A 17,144-nucleotide genomic window follows, 5' to 3' on the forward strand; every position below is an offset into this window, starting at 1 on the left:
GTTTGGCCATGCTGACCCGACCGCCAGACGCCGCCCTTCACGCAGCCCTCGACGCCGGCGACCTCGCGGCGTTCGAGGGGCATGTCTGGGTCCTCGACCCCGCCGCCGGGCTGTTCCACCGCTTCGTCTGCCCCGGGATCCCCGCCGCGATCGCGGCGCGCGGCTTCCGCGACAGCCTCGCCGGCTGCCTCGACGCGGGGCTCGCCCCCTGCCCCGCCTGCCGCCCCGTCGCCATCGCCGCCGCCCGCGACCCCGACCTCGCCCGCCTGGTCGACGCGCTGGAGGCCGAGCCCGGCCGGCGCTGGCGGGAGACGGACGTGGCCGCGTTCGGCCTCGACCCGGCCGAGATCCGCACCCGCTTCCGGCGCCGCCTTGGCCTGAGCTTTCTTCAGCTCGCCCGCGCGCTCGCCCCCTCGCCGCGCGCCGCGCGACCCGAAGCGCCCCCCGACCCGGCCGCCGCGGCCTCGCCGGAAGTGCTGGCCGAAATCGACCGGCTGCTGGACGAGCCGCCCGCGCCCGGCGAAGCCCCCGGCCAGGCCTCCGACCGCGCGCTGCTGAGCGCAGAATGGATCGCCACGCCCATCGGCCCGATGCTGGCGGTGGCCGACGCCCATGCGCTCCACGTCCTCGAATTCGCCGAGCGCGCCGCCCTGCCCGGCGAGATCCGCGCCCTGCGCGCCCGGGCCCGCGCCTCGATCCGTCGCGGGACCACCCCGGCGCTCGAGGCCACCCGCGTCGCGCTCGCCGCCTATTTCGAGGGGAGCGACCTCGCCCTTTCCGCCCCCGTCGCGCGCACCGGCACGCCCTTCCGCCAATCGGTCTGGGACGCGCTGCGCGCGATCCCGCCGGGGCGGCCGATCAGCTATGCGGCGCTGGCCGAGGCGCTCGACAACCCCGCCGCCACCCGCGCCGTCGCCCAGGCCAACGGGGCGAACCCGATGGCCATCGTCGTGCCCTGTCACCGGGTGATCGGGGCCGACGGCGCGCTGGTCGGCTATGGCGGGCTCCTGTGGCGCAAGCGCTGGCTGCTGGATCACGAGGCCCGCCACGCCCCGAAGCCGCCCGCGGACCGCCCGCCCGAGGAGACCTGCCCATGACCGATCACGAAGCCCGCCTCGCCGCCTTCGCCGCCCTGCATCGGGCCGGCGATCCGCTGATCCTGTGGAACATCTGGGACGCCGGAACCGCGCGGGCGGCCGAGGCGGCGGGGGCGCAGGCGGTGGCCACCGGCAGCCTCTCCATCGCCGGCGCTCAAGGCTACCCGGATGGCGAGGCGATCCCGCTCGATCTGCTGCTGCGGCTCGCCGGGCGGATCGCTGCGTCGGTCGCCGTCCCGCTGAGCGTGGATTTCGAGCGGGGCTATGCCGCGGACCTCGCCGGGTTGCGGGCGACGGGCGCGGCTTTGGGCGCCATCGGAGCGGTGGGAGCGAACCTGGAAGACGGCCTGCCGGGCGGCGGCCTGCGCCCGGCGGAGGCGCAGGCCGCTCGGATCGCGGCTTTCCTCGACGGCGCCGGGACCGCTGGAACCCCGCTGCTGGTCAACGCCCGCACCGATCTTTTCCTTCAGGAGAAAGACCCGGCCCGTCACCCCGCCCTGGTCGATGCGGCGCTGGCCCGGGCCGAGGCCTGGGCGGCGGCGGGCGCAGGCTGCTTCTACCCCATCGGCCTTTCGGACCCGGCGCTGGTCGCGCGGCTGATCGGGGCCTGCCCCCTCCCGGTCAACATTCTCGCCCGCGGCGGGCGGGCGGAGGTGGAGACGCTCGCGGCGCTCGGCGTCGCGCGGATCAGCTTCGGCCCCGGCCCCTGGCGCGCGACGATGGCCTGGGCCGAGGCGCAGGCCCGCGACGTGATGCGCTGACCGCCTCCCCTGACCCCGGCCCCCACCCCATGCCCGATCTTCCCAACGACCTGATCGCCGAGCTGACCGCCTTCCGCCGCGACCTGCACCGCCACCCCGAACCCGGGGCCGACACGGCCCGCACCGCCGCGCGCATCGCGGACCGGCTGGAGGCGGCGGGCCTCGCCGTCGCGCGCGGGGTCGGCGGGCACGGCGTGGTCGCGACCCTGACCCGCGGGACCGGGGGCGCGGTCGGCCTGCGCGCCGACATGGACGCGCTCCCGATCGCGGAGGCCACCGGCCTCCCCCATGCCTCCGCCCGACCCGGCGCATTCCACGGCTGCGGGCATGACGGTCATTCCACCATGCTGCTGGGCGCGGCCCTGACCCTCGCCGCCGACCCCGCCTTCGCGGGAACCGTCCATTTCATCTTCCAGCCGGACGAGGAGAACGGGACCGGCGCCCGCGCCATGATCGACGACGGGTTGTTCGAACGCTTCGCGATGGACGCGGTCTACGGCCTGCACAACATGCCCGGCCTCGCGGCGGGAAGCTTCGCCATCCAGCCCGGCCCCGCGATGGCCTTCGAGGACGATTTCGAGATTCTGGTGGCGGGCTCCGGCGGCCACGCCTCCGCCCCCCACCGCGCCGTCGACGCCATCGTGGCGGGGGCCGCGGTGGTCGGCGCGCTGCAGACGGTGGTTTCGCGGGCGGTGGACCCGGACGATTTCGCGGTGGTCTCGGTCACCGGGTTCGAGACGGACGGCGCGCGCAACGTGCTCGCCTCCAACGTGCGGATCACCGGCGACTGCCGGGGCTATTCGACCGTGGTGCGCGACCTGATCCGGGCGCGGATGCGCGTGGCGGCGGAGGGCGCGGCGGCGGCGACGGGGGCGCGGGCCGAGGCGTCGTTCGCCCAGTCCTTCGCGCCGCTGGTCAACGTCCCCGCCCATGCCGCACGCTGCATGGCGGCGGCCGAGGCGACGGGGGCCGCGACCGACCCCGCCCATGGCCGCATCGGCGGGGCCGAGGACTTCGCCGCGATGCTCGAACATCGCCCCGGCGCGATGGCCTTCGTCGGCAACGGGACCGAGGGGCCGCACGGCCGCTCGCTCCACCATCCCGGCTACGATTTCAACGACGCGATCCTGCCGGCCGGCGTCGCCTGGTGGGCGGCTCTGGCGCGACGGTCCTGCGCCGGGGCGTAGAGCCGGAGGGGCCGGGGCCCAGCGCGCGGGCGCATCGGAACGCCCCACGCGGTTCCGCCCATCGTCGCGCCGCCGTGCGCTTCGCGTTGACAGTCGGGTCGACCGCAGGCGATGCATCGATCCGACATGCCCGACCTGCGCTCCGCCATTCACCTCATCGGCCTGCTGGTCGCGGCCCTCGGGCTGTCGATGCTGGCGCCGATGATGGCCGACCTCGTCGACGGGGACGCCAACTGGCGCGGCTTCGGCCTGTCCGCCTTCCTCTGCGCCATCGCCGGCTCGCTGATCGCCGCCGCCAGCAGGACCCGTCGCGGCCGCGGGCTGAACATCCAGGAGACGTTCCTGCTCACTTCGCTGGTCTGGATGCTGCTGCCGGTGTTCGGGGCCCTGCCCTTCATCTTCGGCGTCCCCGGCGCCTCCGTCACCGACGCGTTCTTCGAGGCGATGTCGGGCATGACCACCACCGGCTCCACCGTGTTCTCCGGGCTCGACCACATGCCCCGCGGCACGCTTCTGTGGCGCGGCATGCTGCAATGGTTCGGCGGCGTCGGCATCGTCGTCGTCGCCATGGCCTTCCTGCCGGCCCTGCGGGTCGGCGGCATGCAGGTGTTCCGCTCCGAGGCCTTCGACACGTTTGGAAAGATCCTGCCGCGGGCCGGCGAGATCGCCATGTCCATCTCCTGGCTCTACGCTGGGCTGACGCTTGCCTGCACCATCGCCTACGCGGCCTGCGGGATGAGCCTGTTCGACGCGGTGGTGCACGCCATGACCTCGATCTCCACCGGGGGCTTCGCCAATTACGACGCCTCGCTGGGGCATTTCTCGGGCACGGTCGAATACGTGTCGTCGCTGTTCATGCTGCTCGCCGCCCTGCCCTTCGTGCGGCTGGTGCAGCTCGCGTCCGGGTCCGCCCGGCCGATCTTCCGCGACGTGCAGGTGCGCGCCTTTCTGGGCGCGATCCTGGCCTTCTCGCTCGCCATCCTCGCCTACCGGCTGGTCACCGACCCGGTCCCGCATTCGTGGGGCTTCGAGCAGCATCTGCGCGAGACCCTGTTCAACACCGTCTCGATCATCACCGGCACCGGCTACGCGTCCGAAAACTACGTGGAATGGGGGGCGTTCCCCGCCGCCGCCTTCTTCCTGATGGGGCTGGTCGGGGGCTGCGCCGGGTCGACCTGCTGTTCGGTGAAGATCTTCCGCTACCAGATCGTCGCCGCGGCGATCTGGAGCCAGATCCAGAGCATCCATTCCCCCCACGGGGTCTTCGCCACCCGCTTCGCCGGACGCCCCGTCGACGAGGACGTGATCTCCTCGGTCATGGGCTTCCTGTTCCTGTTCTTCCTGACGCTGGCGATGCTCTCGGTGGCGATGGGGATGCTGGGCTACGACACCGTCACCGCCATCTCCGGGGCGGCGACGGCGCTGGGCAATATCGGGCCGGGACTGGGCGACATCATCGGGCCGGCGGGCAATTTCGCGTCGCTGTCGGACCCGGCCAAGTGGCTGCTCGCGCTCGGCATGCTGCTGGGGCGGCTGGAGCTGATGGGGGTCTACGTGCTGTTCACCGCCGCGTTCTGGCGGGGGTGAGGGGGCTTCTCACGCGAAGACCCCGTGCAGGTCCCTGCGGCTGTGGACGAAAGAGTCCCCGCGCCGGATGACGTGTGACGGATTGTGTGACAAGCCGCAGCCTACCCTCGAGAATCACCCTTGCGGATCAGCTGCTTGTTTGTCGGAGGTGGTGCCGGTGATAGGACTCGAACCTACGACCCCATCATTACGAATGACGTGCTCTACCAGCTGAGCTACACCGGCGCCGGCCGCGGGAGTAGCCGAGGCTTTCCCGCTTGGCAAGGGCCGTGAAGAGGTCTTGGCCCTCGCGCCCCCAGGATCGACCGCCCCGCCGCAGCGAGCGGGGCGGTCGGCGGGGCGATCAGAACGCCCAGTCGACCCGCACCGCCCCCGCGTGACCCGTGTAGCCGCTGCCGAAGGCGCCGTCGTAGCGCAGGCCCACGTGCAGACGCTCGGTCGCCGCGAAGGAGATGCCGGCGCTGACCCGCGCCGCCGCATCGGCCACCGGCGTCGCCGCCGAGAAGCCGCCCGCCGCCGCAGAGCCCGTGAAGCGCGCCGTGGTCATGAACGCGTCGGTGGTCGAGAAGCTGATCCCCGCCGTGGCCCAGGTCACCATCCGCGTCGTCTCCGACAGGGCGAAGGCCTGCGCGATCCCCAGGGACGGGGTGGCGCGGAAGGCGGTCTCCTGGCCCCCGTCCACCGTGAGGTCGAAGGCGCCGGCCCCGCGCTCGCGGTAGCCGTCGGACCCGGCATGGATCAGGTCGAGATCCAGCGCCGGCGTGACCCGCGTGTCGCCGAAGACGATGCCGTAGTCGATCCGTCCCCGCAGGCCGACGGACCAGGCGTCGTATTCGCCCCGCGCCTTCTCGACCCCGCCGGGGGCCGCGAAGTTGCGGGTCACGTCGTGGACGCCGAAGCTGCCCCCCGCCGCCGCCGACAGCGACATCGCCCCGTAGGCCCGGGTCACGGAGGCGCCCAGCGTGAAGGTGTCGCCCTCGCTGTCCGCCCCGCCGTCGCCGTTGAACGACGCGCTCTCATAGCCCGCCATCAGGCCCGCGGTCAGGTGCGGGGCGAAGGGGGCGCGAACCCCCAGCGCCATCGTGTAGATCCCGGCGTCGTAGCCGGGCGCCCCGCCGTCGCCGCCCTGCGACAACGACCGGCCCGACGCGTCGGCGATCACGCAGCGCGAGGCCGTCGCCGCGCTGCGGTCCCAGGGGGTCTCGCCGCAGCCGAGCAGGCGGTCGAAGCGGGACTGGCTCAGCTCGATATTCGCCGCCGCCGCGGCGAGCGACGCGCCGGGCGACAGACCGTCGAGCAGCGCGCCGAAGTTCGACGGGTTAAGCGCCACCGCCGCCTCCAGATCGCCGAAGGTGGTGGCGTAGTCCTCCTCGGCGGTCTCGAACACCGCCTCGAGATAGGTCGAGATCGAGCGCTGCCGGGCGTTCAGCCCGAACCGGGCCTGGTCGAAATCGGCGGTGATCGGGCCGATGGTCACGCCGTTGGGCCGGATCCGCTGGCCGTAGAGGAAGAGCTCCGACGCGATCTCGTCGAAGCGGCCGGTGAACTCCCCCTCGACCGTGATCAGGTTGAAGCTCGCCCCCTTGAGCACCGCGCGCGGCGCGATGGTCAGCTTGCCGTCGAAGGCCGCGTCGCCCTTCACCCGCAACGCGTCGCCGCGCCGCTTGAGGAAATCGACCTCGGCCACCGTCCGGCCGCGGTCGCCCTGGGTGAAGTCGCCGGCGATGGTCAGGGCGTTCATGGCCCCGTCCTCGCCGATCAGCATCACGCCGTTGTTGACCACGTCGCCGCGATAGCGCTGCGCGCCGCTGAGCAGGCCGTCGCGGCGGTTTACCAGGGTCAGCGCCGCGTTGCGCTGCTTGGGAGCCGGGATCAGCGAGGAGATCTCGGCGCGCGCGGCGGTCGCCGCCGCGTCCTCATAGGTGAGGTAGAACGAGAAGCCGTTGGCGTGGTAGCCGGCCGCGTCCCCCTCGATATGCCCGTGGTTTTCGACGATGAGGTTGCTGTTTTCGTCCGAGGTCTCGCCCACATAATAGATCGCCGTCCCGGCGTCGGAGCGGAGCGAGCCGGTGGAGGCCACCGTCAGCCGGTTGCCGGCGTTCCCGCCCTGGATCATCACGCCGAACGCCCCGCCGCTCACCGCGCCGGCGAGGTTGATCGTCACCGTCTGGGTCTCGGCCGGGCCGGGGCGAAGGTCGCCCAGGCTCTGCGCGAAGATGCCGATGGAATTCGGGCCCGACGCGGTGATCGAGCCGCCCTCCGCCACGTTGACCGTGACCGCGCCGGCGGCGTTGGTCACGCCCGAGTCGTTGGTGCGGGCGGAGGTCTTTCCGATATAGGGACGCCCCGCATCGGCGACGTCGCCGGCGCCGGCGATGCCCCCGCCGCCGCCGATGGACTGGGCGATGACGCCGAAGGCGCCGGCGCCGGTGGTGGTCAGGTCATCCTCGACGCTGACCGTCACCGCGCCGCCGTCGCCGGACCCGAAATTGCCGGTGTAGAACGAATCGTTCCCCTCGAAGTCGGGGAAGATCCCCTTGGCGACGGAGATGTCGCCCGCGATGCCGCCGCCGCCGCCGATGGATTGCGCGACGATGCCGTGAGAGCCCTCGCCGGTGGTGGCGAGACTGCCGCTGTTGGCCTTCAGCGTCACGCTCACCGCGCCGCCGTGGTTCTCGAAGGCGGAAGCCTGGCCGAGCGACAGCGCGTCCAGCGGCCCGCCCGCGGTGGTGAGCACGCCGCCGCCTCCGCCGATGGACTGGGCGAGGATGCCGATGGCGTGGTCGCCGGTGGTGCCGCTGACCCCCGCGAAGCCCATGGCGACGGTGACGTCGCCGCCATCGTTGACGCCGCTGTTGAAGGGGGCGGTGGGCTTCATGCCGAGGGTGGCCGAGCCGCCCGAGGCGTTGAGCCGGGCCACCCCGCCGCCGCCGCCGATGGACTGCGCGACGATCCCGTGGGCGTCGTCGCCGGCGGTGACCAGGCTCACGAAGTCGGAGACGTCGACCGCATCGGCCGCTCCCCGATTGTTCCCGGACGTGGTCGTGCCGAGATGGACGTCGATCTCGGCGCGGGTGAGGTCGGTGACCACGCCGCCCCCCGCTCCGATGGACTGGGCGAGCACCCCGTAGGCCCCGTCGCCCTCGGTCCGGATCGAGGGGACGCCGCGGCCGCCGGAGAGGAGGACGTTGACCGTGGCGCCCTTCGCATTGTTCCCCGTGCCCGCCTGCGTGCCGAGGCTGACCTGCGTGGTCGGGCTCGCGTCGGCCGCGTTGCGCGCGGCGATGTCCGCCACGCCGCCGCCGCCGCCGATGGACTGGGCGAGGATCCCGTCCGCGCCGAGCCCCCCCGTGGCGATGCCGCCGGTCCCGCCATAGGCGGTGACCTTGACCGCCCCGCCGCCGCCGGCGCTGTCGGACGCGCCCAGCGTCACCGGCACGCGCACGCCGGGGCCCGAGGCCCCCGCGTCCACGCCGGAATAGACGCCGCCGCCCGCCCCGATGCCCTGGGCGAGGATGGCGCGGGCGAAGTCGCCCGTGGTCGAGATCACCCCCTGCTGAACGACGGTCACCGGCCCGCCGTCGCCCAGCGTCTGGGCGGCGGCCCCGAGCGAAACCTCGATCTCGCCGCCGTCGAGCGCCGCGTCGTCGAGCGCGCCGGCGACGAAACCGCCGCCGCCGCCGATGGCCTGCGCCAGAATGGCGTGGGAGCCCTGGCCGCTGGTGAGGAGGACCGTTTCCCCGTCCGCGGTCAGGGACACGGTCGGCAGGGCGTCGCCCTGGTCGGCGTAGAGGCCGCCCAGCGACACGCCGGCGATGCCGTTGGCCCCGGCGAAACCGCCGCCGCCGCTGATCGACTGCGCGAGCAGCCCGGCCGCGCCGTCGCCGGCCGTGCTGATCTTGAAGGTTCCGTCGAGCGTCACCACGCCGCCCGCGCCGATGCTGCGGGTCGAGCCGCCGGCCGCGCCCAGCGCGATCAGGGTCGAGAGGTCGTCCGGCGTCGCGTCGGCATTGCCGAGCTCGACCGAATTGCCCGAGGCCGCCGCGCCGCCGCCGCCGCCGACCGACTGCGCCACGATGCCGTGGGAGAAGTCGCCCAGCGTCGTCACCGTGACGCTCCCGCCGTTGAGGCCGGCGGCGATCGCGCCGCCGTCGCCGCTGACCCCGGCCCGGCCGTCGGTATCGATGAAGGACGGAATGTCGACGCAGAGGTCTTCGGGCGTCACCTCCTCGTCGAAGCCGCCGATCGCGGCCGCAGCCGCCCCGGCCCAGCCGCCGCCGATGTTGAGCTTCTTGCATACCGACCGGGAGGCGTCGCCGCTGATGCCGCCGCCGCCGCCGATGCTCTGCAGGAAGATGCCGTAGGACCCGACGCCCTGGGTGGCGACCGCGCCGTCGTCGAAGGCGAACCTGATGTCGCCGCCGTCGCCCGCCGCCCCGCCGGAACCGCCGACCGCCACGAAGGCGCGGATCAACGCGATGGAGGTCTCGACATTCGCCGCCCCCGCCGCCCCGCCGCCGCCGCCGATGCTCTGCGCGACCAGCCCCGCGGAGAAGTCGCCATAGGTGGCGATGGTTCCGCCGAAGGATGCGGGCGTGTCGCCGCCGATGTCGCCGCCGTCGCCCGCAGCCCCGCCGCGGCCGCCGACCGATACGCGGATGTCGAAGAGGCGCTTGGCGTCCTCCACGATCTCGTTGACTTCCTTGATGTAGCCGTCCTCGTCCGCGCCGGCGCCGCCGGTCGATCCGCCGACCCCGCCGCCGCCGCCGATGGACTGGACCATCACGCCGTCGGAATCCGCGCCATAGGTGGTCACCACCCCGTCGAGCGTCAGCTCGGCGATGTCGCCGCCGTCGCCGCCCGACGCGCCGTTGCGCCCGACCGAGACGTTGACCCCGGCCGGCAGGATCGAGGTGCCGAGCCCCACCGTCGCCGACTGCGATGCGCCGCCGCCGCCGCCGATGGTGTGGAGCAGCACGCCCTTGGACGCCTCGCCCGTCGTGGTCACCGAGGACGTCGCGTCCTGGGCGTAGCTCAGCGCGCCGCCATGATCGCTCGATCCGCCCTTGCCGCCGAGGCCCAGGGTGAAGTTGAGCGAGAAGCTTTTCGCGCCGCCCTCTTCGCCCTCGTCCTCTTCGTCGTCGTCGCCGCCGCCGCCCGGGATCTCCAGGATGAACTTCTCGGCGCTGCCGACGCCCCCCGCGCCGCCGCCGCCGCCGATGGAGGCGACCAGCACGCCGTTGGAGAAGTCGCCCTCGGTGCGCACGGCCGACCCCGCGAGCCGCGCCTGCGCCGCGCCGCCCTGACCGCTGGCGCCGCCGTCGCCGCCGAGGCCGATATTGGCGGTGATGGTGATCTTGTCCTCGCCGGTCTTGGGCAGCACCAGCAACGCGCCCGAAGCGCCCGCGTCGCCGCCCAGACCGCCGCCGCCGCCCACCGACAGCGCGACCACGCCGGCCGAGCCGTCGGACTGCGTGGTCACCTGCGACCCGCTCAGCGTGCTCGCGACCGCCGCTCCGTCACCGCCGGCGCCGCCCTTGCCGCCGATGGCGAGGCTGAGCTCCAGATCCACCTGCGGCGCATCGGACGGCACCGTGAAGTCGATGGCGCGGGAGGCGGAGGAGCCGGCGACGCCGCCGCCCCCGCCCACCGACAGCGCCACGACGCCGGGCGCGTCGTTCACCGTCAGGTCGTTGCGCGCGCCGGTGACGACCTGGGCGTCGGTCAGCGACATGCTCGCGGCGCCGCCGGCGCCGCCGCCGCCGCCCCGGCCGCCCACGGAGATGTCGAAGGCGAGGCCGAGCCCGAGGTCGAAGCTCGTCGACGACCCGCCGGCGCCGCCGCCGCCGCCCACCGACAGCGCCGCCGCGCCGAGCGCGTGACTGCCGGAGGTGGAGACTTTCGCGCCGTCGATGGCGACCGAGGCCCGGTCGCCCGCGCCGCCCGAATCGGCGCCGCCGGCCATGGACAGCGTCAGGAGACCGATGCCGGTCGCCCGCGCGTCGCCGCCCGAGCCGCCGCCGCCGCCGACCGACATCGCCACCAGGCCATGGGCGTTGTCGCCGAAGGTGGTGACCGTGCCGCCGCCCTGGCGGATCGCGGCCTGGCCGCCGTCGCCGGCGGCCCCGCCGTCGCCGCCCACCGCGGTCGCGGGGATCGACCCGGTCGAGAGCGCGAAGACCGAGCCGCCGTCGCCGCCGCCGCCGCCGATGGACTGCACCTGCACCCCGTAGGCGTAATCGCCCGCGGTGGTCACGTTGCCGGTCAGGCTGACGCCGGCGTTGTTGGCCTTGGGGCTGGATCCGCCCTGGCCGCCGACGCTGACCACGCCGAGATCGGAGGCCGCGCGCCCGCCGCCGCCGCTGACCGACTGGGCATGGATGCCGATCGCCGAGAGGCCGCTGGTGTGGATCGCGCCATGGCTGGTCACCGAGACCACGCCGCTATGCGCGCCCGAGCCCGCGTCGCCCGCCACCGAGATCGCGCCGCTGCTCTCGCCGACATTGCCGCCGCCGCCGCCGATGGACTGGGCGAGGATACCGCTGGAATAGTCGCCGCGGGTGGTGACGTCGATCTTCGCGTCCATGGTGACGTCGCCGCCGTCGCCGCCCTCGCCCGAATCGGCTACGCCGTTGCCGAAGAAGACCAGGGCGCCCTTGGCGTTGCCGCCCGCGCCGCCGAGCGACTGCAGCACCACGCCCTCGGCATGCGCTCCGGTGGTGAAGACGGTGGCGCCCGCCTGGAAGTCGGGGCCGACCGCGATGTCATGGGTGAGATTGTTCAGCGTGACGCCGAGCGCGTCGCCGCCGGCGCCCGCCGCCACCGTGGGGAAGTCGAAGAGGCCGGCGCTCGAGTCCTGCATGCCGCCGTCGCCGCCCTGCGAGACGCCGCGCACCCCGACCGCGTCGTCGCCGGAGGTCGCGACCGAGCCGTTGAGGCTCAGCTCGACCTGATTGCCGAGGCCGGCGTCGCCGCCGTAGCCATCGTTCACCCCCTTGCCGCCGAGCCCGCCGCCCGAGCTCGCGTGGATGCCGACCATGCCTTCGCCGGCGACGGTCACGTCGCCGGTGCTGGCGACCAGCACATATTGCCCGGCCGCGCCCCTGCCGCCGCGCTGACCGGTGGTGTTGTTGATGGTGTTGGCCGAAGATCCCCCGGCGCCGCCCTGCGAGATCGCCACGATCCCGCCCGAGACGCCGTCGCCGTCCACCGCCGCGCCGCCGCGCGAGACGGTGACCGAACCCGCGCTCCGCACCTCCACCACGCCGCCGCCGCCGCCGTCGGCGCCGTTGCGGTCGCCGTCGTCGCTGTAGCGGCCCGCCCCGCCGATGGACCGGGCCGCGATCCCGCGCACGCCCTGGTCGAAGGTCTTGGCGCCGTCGCGCGTGGCCTCGACGGTGACGTCGCCCGAGCCGAGCAGTTCGACATGGACGTCGCCGGCCCGCCCCCCCTTGGCGAAATTGGCGGCGCTGGAAGCGCCCTCGCCGCCGACGGCCTCGGCGCCGAGACCCCAGATGAAGCCGGAACTGGTCGCCTGGATCTCCACCCGTCCGTCGATGGTCAGGGTCGCCGATCCGTAGCCGCCGCCGTCGCCGCCCTTCTGGGCGAAGAACGGGTTCGCGTCCTGCTTGCCGCCGGCGCCGCCCTGGGCCTCGGCGTAGATGCCGGCGACGCCGTTGGCGCCGGTCCCGATGATGCCGATGTCCCCCAGATGGAACTGGGTGACGGTCACCGCGCCGGCGCCGCCCCCGGCGCCGCCGTCGCCGCCGCCGCCGGGGCTGTAGGGCGCGTCGGCGCCGTCGCCGCCCCTGGAGCGGACGAAGATGCCGAAGAGCGCGCCCGAATCGTCGCCCACCCCGGTGAAGCCGTCGTCGCCGTTGCTGGTCGATGCGCTCGGGTAGAGCCGCAGGGCGCCGTTGTTGAAGAGGGTGGCGGCGCCGGCATCCCGGCCCGCGAAGCCGTTGCCGTCATCGTCGTAATATTGGCCGAAGCCGCCCTGGAGGCTCAGCTTCAGCACGCTGGTCGCGCCGCCGGGCGCCGAGAGGTTCGAGCTGTTGTCGAGGGCGTAGCTGGCCGGCGCTTCGTCGGGGCCCGGCGCGTTGACCACGGAGACCGAGTCGGCGCCGGAATTGGCAGGAACCGTGCAGGTCGTGTTCTGGTTCGAGACCGGCGTCGGGCACGGATAGGGCCCGGCGAAGGCCGGCGTGGCGAGGATCAGCGCGAGGCCGGTGCTCGACAGCATCAGGGCGGGACGCGGATGGGCGCGCAGGCTGGCGCGCAGCAGCGCGGCCTCGCCCGCGGAGCGGTGCGATGAAGTCATGTCAGGATCTCCGAGAGGTTCCGGCGCCAGCCCGGGGGCCGGCATCGATCAGGTCAGGCGGCGCGATGGCCGTGTTTCGAACCAGGACGGACGTTTCCCAAGACCGGCCTGTCGCCGCAACGGCTCCGCGCGGACCGCCTTCCGCAAAATCCGAACATCGTCAGATGGCGTCGCATGAAGCACCCCCAAGTACTTGCAACCGTCCCCCTTGCTCACTCGCGCATATCTATGCGGGAACGCCACGTCATCGCTCAAGCGATTTGTTTCCGGTTTTGTGAGAAATGTTTCCACATCTCGCCCAGGGGACCGCGCCGCGGGACTTGGAAACGCGAACGCCGCCGCCTCCCGGAGGAGACGGCGGCGCTGGCGAAACCCTGCTGCAGTTGAGCGGATCAGGTCTTGGCGGGCTCGGAAGACGTGGTCTCCGCGTCCTGGATCCCAGCGTCGTAAACCCTCGGATCGGGAACCGGCGCCTCTCCGGGCCGCGGCCCTTCCAGCGAGGCGAGGATCACCGGAAGCAGCGCCATTTCGGCCGCGCGCGATTCGCCCGCGCCCATCGGCTGCTTCCAGCTCAGCGTGTCGACCGCTTTGCACGACGCGCAGACCGGGGACCACGCCTCATGCACCTGGCCGCAGACGTCGCAGGTCCAGGCCTCGCCGCGCGGGGCCGAGAGCGCCTTGGCGAGCCAGGCGCGCACGACATGGTCGTCGGCGCCCGAGCCGCGCTCCGCCGCCGCCATGATCGCGAGCGTGCGGGTGGTGGGGCGGGTCTGGGCCAGATCGCCGAGCGCCTTGCGGGCCCCGGGGAAATCCTCGGCTGCCAAAGCCAGCTCCGCCTCCAGCAGCTTCGATTCGACGTGATCGAAGTTCTCCGCCGTCAGGCCGCGGAAGCGCCTGCGGCGAACCTCCGGGGTCTCTTCGGGGTGGAGGGCGGCGAAGGCGGCGGCGATGTCGGGATGCGGCGCGAGCTTCCAGGCCTGGCGCAGGATCTTCTCGGCCTTGGCGGTCTGCCCGTCGCGGCCGAGCTGAAGGGCCGCGGCCACCGCGGCGGGGGCGAGGGCGGGGGACCGACGCTGCGCCTCCAGCGCCGCCTCGCGGGCATGGGTTTCGTCGCCCGCCTCCAGCGCCGCCCGGGATTCGGCCAGCGCCAGCACCGCGTCGCGACGCGCGCCCACTTCGCGCGGCAGCGCGCCGACGCGCACTTCCGCGGCGAGCGTGCGGCGGGCGGCGGCCCAGTCCTCATGCCCGGTCTGCAGGTCGAAGAGCCGCGACATGATCTCGCCGTCGCGCGGCCGCAGGGCGAAGGCGCGTTCGGCGAGCTTCAGGGCGCGGTCGTCGTCGCCCTTCTCCTGCGCCTGCTCCAGCAGCCCGCGCACGCCGAGCGCCTGGGTGCGGGGGTTGCGGGCCATGGCCTTGTAATAGGTCTCGGCCCGGTCCTGCTGGCCGGCCTGGCGCGCGGCCTGGGCGGCGATGATGTTGGCGAGTTCGGGGCGGTCGAGCATCCGTCCCGCCCGCTCGGCCTTGGCCAGCGCCTTGCGGGGGTCGTTCTCGGCCAGCGCGATCATGCCGTTGGTCAGCGCCTCCAGGCCGCGGCGCGTGCGCGACCGGCCGAAGAAACGGTGAATGGCGGTCTCGTCCCCGGTGAAGAAGCGGATGGTCGCGATCAGCAGGCCGATCAGCTGCCAGGCCAGCCACAGCGCCAGCACGGCGGCGAGGAACAGGGCCACGAAGGTCAGCGGGTCGAAGGCGTAGGCCCGGCCCGCCCAGGTGATCTCGATCCCGCCGGGGGTGTCGAGCAGCACGCCGATCCCGTAGGCGACCGCGGCGGCGAGCGCCACGAACAGGGCGGTGCGCAGAAGCAGCCAGATCATCGCGCCGTTCCCTCCATAACGCGCCCGTTGAGGACGCTTGCTCTTGCGCCGATCCGGCCAGCGCGGCCGGGGGCGGAGCGGGCCGCGGCCCGCTGAAAAAGGCTCGCCCGGCTCATCCGCCGAGCTCCACGCGCCAGGACGCGGCGGCGGCCACGGCGGCCTGGCGGGCGCGGGCGTCGGCCAGCCAGTCGGCCATCGCCTCTTGCGCCGGATGCGGGATGCCGCTCAGCGCCTCGAGCGCCGCGGAAAGCTCGCCCTTGCGCAGGGCGGCGGCGGCGCGGCCGAGCCGGGCTTCCAGCCCGTCGCCCTCCATCGCCTCCACCGGCACGCCGGACACGCGGGCTTTCAGGGAGGCGGTGGCGCGGTCGAAGAAGCCGTCCCCGGCCTCGGCCAGCCCCTGCGCCTCCATCGCGCGGCGGCCGGCGTCGGTGAAGCGTTCGCGCAGCGAGGCGAGCGTCGGGACGCCCCCCGCGGCGGCGGCGGCCAGCGCTTTCGGCGGCTCGGCGAAGGCCGAGATCGAGGCGAGCGGCTCCTGGAAGGCCAGCCCCTCGTCCAGCGCCTGACCGATGGCGCGGAAGCCGGCGGCGAGCGTCGCGCGCTTCTCGGCCGCCTCGGCGTCGGCCTGGGCGGTCTGGGCGGCCTGCTCGGCGGCGGTGGCGCGTTCGTCGAAGCGGGCTTCGGCGGCGTCGACGCGGCTGGTCAGCGCATCCACCTTCTCCGACAGGCTCGCGGCCCGCTGCGAGGCCGAGGCGAGGCTCGCCGCGGCTTCGGGCGGCAGGTCGCCGAGCTGGGCGAGGGTGGAGGACATCGCCTCCATCTCCCCGCGGAGGCTGGCGATGGCGGCCTGGTTGGCCTCGCCGAGATCGGAGCCGCCGGAGCCGGAGCCCGAAGCGGCCGGGCCGGCGCCTTCAAGCGCCTCGATCCGGGCGCCCAGATCGTCGAGCCGGGCGGTGACCGGGCCGAGATCGGGGGCGTCGGGCGTCGCGGTTTCCAGCGCGGCGATGCGGCTTTCGAAGCTCGCCCTCAGCGCGGCCAGATCCTCCGGCGACACGGCGGAGGCCGGGGCCAGCGCCTCGGCCACCGGGGCGGGCAGCATCGGCAGCACCCGCGGCAGCGCCCAGAGCGCGATGGCGGCGCCGACCAGCAGGATCACCAGACCCTGCAGCGCGCGGGCGGCGAGGCTGGTGCGGCCCTGGTCCTCGACCTCGTCCTCGGTCGGGTGGTCGTCGTAATAGGGGGCCGGCGCGGGCTCGGGGTCCGGATAGGGCGCGGGCCGCTCATCGGGTTCGGCGGTTTCGCTGGCGGCGAGGTCGGAGCCGGTGTCGAGACCGGCGGCGAGCTCGGCTTCGCCGGTCTCGTCCGCGTCCGGGTCGCGGCGGGGCGCGTCGGACGGGTCGCCGTGATCGTAGGCGGCCTCGGCGTCCTCGCGGGTCGGATAGCCGTGATCGGCGTCACGCGAGCCTTCGGGCGCCTCGACCACGGGTTCGGACCCGGCGATGTTTTCGGAGGGCTCGTGCGCCGGGAAGCCGGGATCGTCGGCGTCATGAGGGGCGTCATCAGGCGCGACGTCGGGATCGACGGGGACCAACTCCGCCCCCGCGATGTCTTCGGTCTGGTCTTGGGGCCGGCTCTCCGGGCGCAACCCCTCGGCAGGCGTCGCGGCCTGCGGCTCGGGTGCGTCGTCCGGTTTTTTCTCGTCGGTCATCTCGCGGTCCTGTCTTCCCCTGATCGCCCGGCCTCGGCGCAGGGTCGAAACTATGGGATCGTCGCCCGACAGAACAAGTCGCCGCGGTGCGGCGAACCGCGCCGGCGACGGATTCGGAGGAGAGCGTAGCGCATCCCGCCACGATTGGCGCGGTTTCGCGAGAGGAGATCTGCGGAATTGCGACCTTTTTCAGAAAAGTCGGCGGTTTTCGAAATGGCCGGAACCTGCAAGGGACTCAGCGACGCCCGGCCCGCATCGCATCGCGCATCGCGGGACCGGAGGGGGCGGCGGCGATGCTCAGCGCCCTGAAGCCGAGCGGGCGCAGAGGGGCGGCGGCGGCCTCGCTGATCGCCACGGCGACGACGGCGGAGAGGTCGAAGCGGTCCCCCAGCAGGCGGGCGAGCTGGCGCGCGGCGCGGGGCGAATAGGCCGGGATCACCGCCACGGCGCGCGCGTCGAGCGCGCGGACCGCGGCGTCGGGCAGCGCGGATTCGAGGCGCATTTCGTAGACCACGCTTTGGGCGACCGCGAAGCCGGCGGCGCCGAGCGCGCCGGCGAGGTCCCCGGTCCCCTGCCGCCCGCGCAAGTGCAGCAGGCGGGACCCGGCCGGCGCGCC

General features: G+C 73.9%; 8 protein-coding genes and 1 tRNA gene. 4 read left to right on the forward strand and 5 right to left on the reverse strand.

The genetic code is table 11. The features are described from left to right. From ACTB72_RS14855 to ACTB72_RS14870, 4 genes are all read left to right on the forward strand, one after another. Window positions 1–1,097: methylated-DNA--[protein]-cysteine S-methyltransferase (locus tag ACTB72_RS14855; RefSeq protein WP_463037782.1), on the forward strand; the 1,097-nt coding region annotated here is incomplete at its 5' end. Continuing rightward, on the forward strand, window positions 1,094–1,858 hold the full coding sequence (locus ACTB72_RS14860; RefSeq protein WP_463037783.1) for an isocitrate lyase/PEP mutase family protein: 765 nt from the start codon (window positions 1,094–1,096) through the stop codon (window positions 1,856–1,858). The genes ACTB72_RS14855 and ACTB72_RS14860, both read left to right, overlap by 4 nt. Before the next feature lie 29 nt (window positions 1,859–1,887). Continuing rightward, complete coding sequence (locus ACTB72_RS14865) at window positions 1,888–3,045, forward strand: amidohydrolase (protein ID WP_463037784.1); 1,158 nt, start codon at window positions 1,888–1,890, stop codon at window positions 3,043–3,045. A gap of 126 nt (window positions 3,046–3,171) precedes the next feature. Continuing rightward, window positions 3,172–4,632: a TrkH family potassium uptake protein gene (locus ACTB72_RS14870; RefSeq protein WP_463037785.1), complete on the forward strand. Its 1,461-nt coding sequence runs from the start codon at window positions 3,172–3,174 to the stop codon at window positions 4,630–4,632. A 149-nt stretch (window positions 4,633–4,781) separates the two neighbouring features. Here ACTB72_RS14870 and ACTB72_RS14875 read toward each other — a convergent pair. The 5 genes from ACTB72_RS14875 to ACTB72_RS14895 all read right to left on the reverse strand — a co-directional run. Then, a tRNA-Thr gene (locus tag ACTB72_RS14875) sits at window positions 4,782–4,857 on the reverse strand. A gap of 118 nt (window positions 4,858–4,975) precedes the next feature. Continuing rightward, a complete protein-coding gene (locus ACTB72_RS14880) occupies window positions 4,976–12,952 on the reverse strand; it encodes a hypothetical protein (protein WP_463037786.1) in 7,977 nt (2,658 codons plus the stop codon). A 392-nt stretch (window positions 12,953–13,344) separates the two neighbouring features. Further along, window positions 13,345–14,823 (reverse strand): heme biosynthesis HemY N-terminal domain-containing protein, encoded by a 1,479-nt coding sequence (locus ACTB72_RS14885; RefSeq protein ID WP_463037787.1) that lies wholly within the window; start codon window positions 14,821–14,823, stop codon window positions 13,345–13,347. A 112-nt stretch (window positions 14,824–14,935) separates the two neighbouring features. Then, the gene (locus ACTB72_RS14890; RefSeq protein WP_463037788.1) at window positions 14,936–16,528 is read right to left on the reverse strand and encodes a hypothetical protein; all 1,593 of its coding nucleotides are present in this window, start codon (window positions 16,526–16,528) and stop codon (window positions 14,936–14,938) included. Window positions 16,529–16,763: 235 nt separating this feature from the next. Continuing rightward, window positions 16,764–17,144, reverse strand: a 381-nt coding sequence (locus ACTB72_RS14895) for a uroporphyrinogen-III synthase (protein ID WP_463037789.1), incomplete at its 5' end; no start/stop codon positions are given.

The organism is Albimonas sp. (assembly GCF_055129145.1).